This window comes from Ohtaekwangia sp. (assembly GCF_036786105.1).
GTDB lineage: Bacteria > Bacteroidota > Bacteroidia > Cytophagales > Cyclobacteriaceae > Ohtaekwangia.
This window is the reverse complement of record NZ_DAIQRQ010000049.1, coordinates 1-6061: the sequence shown is the minus strand read 5'-3', so window position 1 is coordinate 6061 and position 6061 is coordinate 1. Positions and strand designations below refer to the sequence as shown.

General features: G+C 45.6%; 4 protein-coding genes. 1 reads left to right on the top strand and 3 read right to left on the bottom strand.

From position 1 onward, the window contains the following. The 3 genes from V7Q33_RS17435 to V7Q33_RS17425 form a co-directional block, all read right to left on the bottom strand. A partial coding sequence (locus V7Q33_RS17435) for a FecR family protein (protein ID WP_333820645.1) occupies nucleotides 1-967 on the bottom strand: 967 nt, incomplete at its 3' end. Between the two features lie 66 nt (nucleotides 968-1033). Beyond that, nucleotides 1034-1558, bottom strand: coding sequence for an RNA polymerase sigma-70 factor (locus V7Q33_RS17430; RefSeq protein WP_333820644.1), 525 nt, complete (start codon nucleotides 1556-1558; stop codon nucleotides 1034-1036). Nucleotides 1559-1661: 103 nt separating this feature from the next. Beyond that, the gene (locus V7Q33_RS17425; protein WP_333820643.1) at nucleotides 1662-4190 is read right to left on the bottom strand and encodes a TonB-dependent receptor; all 2529 of its coding nucleotides are present in this window, start codon (nucleotides 4188-4190) and stop codon (nucleotides 1662-1664) included. A 477-nt stretch (nucleotides 4191-4667) separates the two neighbouring features. Here V7Q33_RS17425 and V7Q33_RS17420 point away from each other — a divergent pair. Continuing rightward, a partial coding sequence (locus tag V7Q33_RS17420) for an ABC transporter permease (protein WP_333820641.1) occupies nucleotides 4668-6061 on the top strand: 1394 nt, incomplete at its 3' end.

Genomic DNA, 6061 nt, shown 5'->3' with positions numbered 1-6061 from the left:
GCCTGCCGTTGATCTTGTATGTGAGATTCAGCGTGTTTTCCAATACACGCAATACTGACTCCAGCGACTGATGATCGAATGTAACGGTTACCGTACAGGCAGCCGGTATCGCCGCAGAAACAGTGATGTTAGCCTGGTATACGCGGTTGAGCGTTTCCACAACGGTGCGAAGGTCTTGCTCTTCAAAAACGATCTTGCGCGTGTTCCACGACTGGAAGTTAATATCATCGTTTACCTGGCTGTTAAGCTTGCCTGCGGCATGGCTATAGATACCTTTCTGACCCGCTTCCAGTTTTACTTCGGAGCTCCATGCAGGCACCGACAATTTTACCACACCGGTTTCCACTACAACTTCTACCGACTGCAAGCTGTCGTAAGCTAATACATTGAATGACGTGCCGAGCACTTCGACCTGCGCATCGCGGGCTTGTATAACAAATGGTTTTTGCGGATTACGTATTACGTTGAAAAAAGCTTCTCCCATTAACTTCACCGCGCGGTCTTTTTCATTGTAGGAAGAAGTATAGGCCAGCGATGAATGACTGTTCAAAGTCACTTGCGTGCCGTCTGGTAAAGATACCGTAAGCGTGTTGGAGGCAGTTTGATACAGCACCGTTTTATCATTGCCGGAATATTGCCATACGATCCACCCGGTTACGGCCAGCAGCACGATGCTTGCAGCAACTTTATACAAAAGCGAATATGAGCGAGGTTCCAGATTTCGAACTTTTCCCGCTGGCTGTGTCTTCTGCTGAATGTTATTCAGGAAGTGATTCCATTCATAATCAAGATCTATTGCACGATCTTCCTGTTTACGGGAATAATGTTGCCCGCTAAGTTCAAATACTCTTTTATATGCACGGTAGTGTTCCTCATTTTCAGGAGCACGGGCAATCCAGGCAAGCAGCTCCTTCTCTTCTTCAGGAGAAGCTTCACTCGCCAGATAGCGCGTTATCAAATCCTTCACACTATCGTTTAAATCGCCATTCACACCTGTTTTCTGTTATGGTAACACATTCCATCCGGTTTACCCTTATCCTTTAAGCATAAAAAAAATCAACATTAAAAATTCTCCCAAATGCTCGCGCATCACATTCAAAGCTTTCGACATCTGGGCTTCTACAGTTTTAATGGAAATGCCCATTTTCTCCGCGATCTGTGCATAACGCAGCCCTTCCATCCGGTTTAGTTCAAATACCATTCTGCATTTTTCCGGCAAGGATTGTATCGCGAGTTCAATACGTTGTTCGAGCTCGGAGGTTTCCAGCGTGGTGTTTACTTCCGCAAGCGCCCCCTCCTGCACAGCATCAAGTATAGTATGTTTCTTTTTATCGCGAATGTAATTGAGACTCCGGTTCCGCACTGCAGTATATAGATAGCTGCGATAGTTTGTATCGGCCGGCAAGGCTTCAAATTTTTCCCATACGGTAACAAAAACATCATGTACCAGACCTTTGGCCTCGTCCCAATCGCCCACATACTTCATGGAAAAGTTGCAGAGTGGCTTGAATAGCTCGCGAAACAGTTGCTCGAACGTATTTAGATTCTTATCTGCCAAAATTCGATGCGGGCTTTAGGCTTGCAACAATGAGTAACAAAGTTTAAAGATATAAAAAAATTACAAGCCGGCAGAATACTGCTCTCCCTATACGCAATCACAATCACAATCCATAGGTAACGGTACAGTAGTAAAATCCGCCAACGGCCGGTCCTCCGAGAAAGGAATGATAGTAATGGTTAAAGATGTTGCTTCCGCCAATCTTTACTGACATCTTCTGCCAGTGTGATGTTACCTGTGCATCAACCGTCTGGTAGGCCGGTACATTTCCATTGACGAGGAACGATTGCCAGTAGTAATCGCTTTGCCAGCGATAGGTAACGGTAAAACCAACGTTTTTGTAAATACGATCATGACCTGCCGATACATTCACAATCCATTGTGGCGTGTTGAACCCATCTTCGAGTCCATCGCCACGGGACCGGCGTTGCAGTTTGGCAAAAGTAAGATTGCCGGATGCCCGGAAGCCTTGCAGGAAAGTATACCGAAGGCCCAGACCGGCACCGTAGTTATAGGCGGTTGTACTGGAGTTTGTCCACATGCGATAGCGATCCTGCTTTGATTTTTCGTTCAGGTAAAATGGAATTGAGTCGGCAATATTTGTCTTGGGAATATTCATTTCTACCTGTGCTATAAAATTATTGTAGCGGTTATAGTAAAAATCAACATCCAGTTGCAAATCTTCGTTAAGGAACATGGCTCTGTATCCGGCTTCAATCGAGCGAATCTGCTCGGGCCTTACATAAGTATAGTCATTCTTTACCAGTAAACCCTGGTTCTTGATAATCGCATCATTTTTACTTAGTCCATTCTTGTTGATATCGGCAATAACGGCCGCCTGGAATGCATCGATCGATACGCGCTTATAGGCATTCTCAAATATACCGGACGACATCACGGGCAATCCCCCCACTCGCTTTACGCCACCGCTGTTTACGTTGGAGAACGCTTCAAATATACTCGGAAAACGATAGCCATGCTGGAATGACAACCGTATATGCTGATGATCGTTGGGAGAATATACCGCTGTAAAGCGTGGATTCCATTTGAGTGAATAATATTCATTTTTATCAACACGAATGGTGGCGCTGACTTTCAGTTTATCGAGAACGGATTTGGATGCCTGCAGAAATCCACCGGTCTTGTCATATAGTAAATTTGCACCCGCTTCGTCCGGGTTGATAAAGTAATTGCCATCGGGAATAATGATATAGGTACGATGATCAAATCCTGCGAGCAGTTCAACACCGGTAGCTTGCCTGAATGCCGGTAACCAGGTTTCGGTGAGATTATACTGACCTTCAACATGCAGCATACGCGACTGCACACGCAATGCTGCGCCATAATCCCAATTATTGATATCACCTAATTGTTTGATCAATGTATTGAACTGCGCTGTGCCCGGTTGCGGCCTGCCCTGATCACTATATACTCTTGCTGCGCGATGTGCATCGGCTATTGATTCGCCTGCCTGAATAGCGCGATTGAAGCCAGTGGTATAATCAGCAAACCATTGATTATCGGACTTGAAACTCTTGTCAATATTCTCGGCCATAGACCGGGCATTATACGATTTACCCGTATTTTCAATTGTGAGGTATGCTGTAAGCTGCAAAGCTTTGGATCGATACGCCAACCCGTGTTGCTGCAATCGGTAATCTTCCAGTCTGAAACGGTTGGCGCGCTGGTATATATTGTCCAGTTGTGCAAAGCGATAAGTATAGATCAGTTTTTTATCGGGAGCAAACGCATAATGTATGGCGGCATCGCCTTTCACATTATGAATACTGTAGTCCACTACCTGTTTTTCATAGTAACCGGTGCGTGCCACTACATAGTTCTTTCCATTGAGTGCCAATGTTCTGCGGTTGGCTGATTCATTGCCATACGAGTTTACAGGGTCAGCCGCCGGATTATCCGATACCAATAAACCGGTGCTGCTATTGGCTTTCGGATTAAGATCGGTATGATCATCGGCAATCCAGTCCATACCTGTAGTATAGGTTCCGTTGATCTTGAACGCAAGCTTCCGGTTGATAGCCTTTGCCCATCGGAGACTTGTCTCTGAAAAAAGTCTGGCGCCTCCGTCTTCGCGTATCCTGTTTATACCGGTTTTTTGCTGCAAGCTGATACCTTGTGTAGTAACTGGATCTTTGGTAATAAAATTTGCCAAGCCATTGATAGCATTCATACCGTACAAAGCCGAAGCAGTACCCGGTATAATTTCAACCGTGTTTATATCCAGATCACTTGGGCCGAGCATATTGGCGATTGGCGCTCCCAGATGAGGTGCCTGGTTGTCCATACCATCTACCATCTGTACAAAGCGCACGTTGGTAGTATTTCCAAAGCCGCGCGTGTTGATCACTTTAAAACCAACACTTGGTACAAGCATCTGTACACCTTTTATATTCTCGAGCGCATCAAAGAACGAAGGCGCTGCCGACTGGTATATCATGCGGCTGCTGAGTTTTTCGATACTTACCGGAGATTTACTCAAATCCTCTTCGAGCCGTGAAGCAGTAACCACCACATCGCTCAGCTCAACCATGTTAACACTGTCCGTCTGTATTTGAGCCAACGATAAAAATGAGAAAAAAGTAAGAAGAATAATGAGTAGAGGTTTTATCATATTCGATATGTATATATTTACATATCGCAATATATGGCAATGCGCAGTTTTTCTGAAATACAAATATATACGGGAGCGATCTATGCCGCGCGAAGGCTGACAGTCGACCGCCAGCAACAGACGAGCGTTACCGGCGAGAGATAGAAAATACCGTTACGATCCATGCAGTCAGGTGCCCTCACCATATTCCGTACGCTCAGCGTTATACATCCCATCAGGAGATGTTCTTCCTTTCAGATGGAGGGTGGAAACAACTTTCCATCCGGCATACCCCCGATGCACGCACATACTGTTGTCTGAACACCTCTCACGTCACACGGTACTCTATCCGCCTGCGGACACTCTATTGACAAAAGCGCACAACGACTATTCCAGAATATAAGCCTATAAATACCTGTAAGGCCTTTTCTATCTGGCCTGTAATTAGCATTTATCGAAAATTACCTGTATCATATCATTTTAAACCCTAGCAACAGCATGCTCCGTCATTATATCACGCTTGCCTTCCGGACGCTCTGGAGAAACAAGTTCCACACAGCCATTAATGTACTGGGACTATCCATCGGTATCAGCGCGTGCCTGGTAATATACCTCATTGCCAGCCACGAGCTTGGCTTTAACCGGCAGCTTGCTGATTATGATCGTATATACCGCATACACTCCAAATTTACCGGTACGTTTGCCGGATTGAACCGAGGCGTGCCCTCAGGCGTTGGCCCTTATGTGCGGGAGCATTTCAAAGGCATTGACGACTTGTCGCTCTTCTATATGTTTGGCTCTAAAGTAAAGGTTCCGGCATCTGATGAAACCAAGCAGTTTGATGATGAAGAGTCAGCTATTATAGCTTCACCTGAATATTTCAGGGTTTTCAATTCATACGAGTGGCTTACCGGATCACCCGAAGTATTATCAAAACCGAATCAGGTAGTACTCCTGGAAAGTCAGGCTAAAAAATACTTTGGCGATGCAGATATAGCCACGCTGGTTGGTAAAGAAATTATATACCGCGACTCGCTTCCGGTAAATTTAGCAGGAGTAGTAAAAGACCTCCCTTTCCGCAGCGATCTTTCATTTACTGATTTTATCAGTGACGCGACCATTGATGCAACCTGGCTCAAAAAATCATTCCCGGCTGACGATTGGACGGGCGTAAGCAGCAGTACGCAACTATTCGTGAAAGTTTCAGCCGGCACATCACAAGAAGCATTGCTCGAACAAATGCCTCTGCTGGCAAAACAGTATAAAGAAAAGAGCGGGTGGGGTGCCAACTTGTTCGATGTGCAGCCGCTCTCTGATCTGCACTTTAATGCCGACACCGGTATATTTGACTTTGATAACTCGGTACCTGCTCACCTGCCTACACTGATCACATTGCTCGGCGTTGCTTTCCTGCTACTGGTAATTGGTGCCATCAACTTCATAAACCTGGAAACAGCCCAAGCTGTACATCGCGCCAAGGAAGTAGGTGTACGAAAAGTGTTGGGCAGCACGCGCGCGCGTTTGATCCTGCAGTTCCTCTGTGAAGGATTAATGCTCACACTTATCGCGATGGTCGTAGCAATGCCTTTTACGGAACTGGGGCTTATACTCTTTTCAGAATTTATACCGAAAGGTGTTACGCTGAATATAGGAAGGTTAATACCTTTTCTGCTCGGAATTATAGCATTCATCGGTATACTGGCCAGTGCATATCCGGCCTTTGTGCTTTCATCTTTTATTCCTGCCCTTGCCTTAAAGAATCAGGCGAGCCTGGGCAACAGCGCATCACGCTCTGCTTTCCTTCGAAAGACGCTCATTGTATTTCAGTTTACGTTTGCTCAAGTGCTTATTATTGGAACATTGATGATCGGAACGCAAATACATTACCTGCT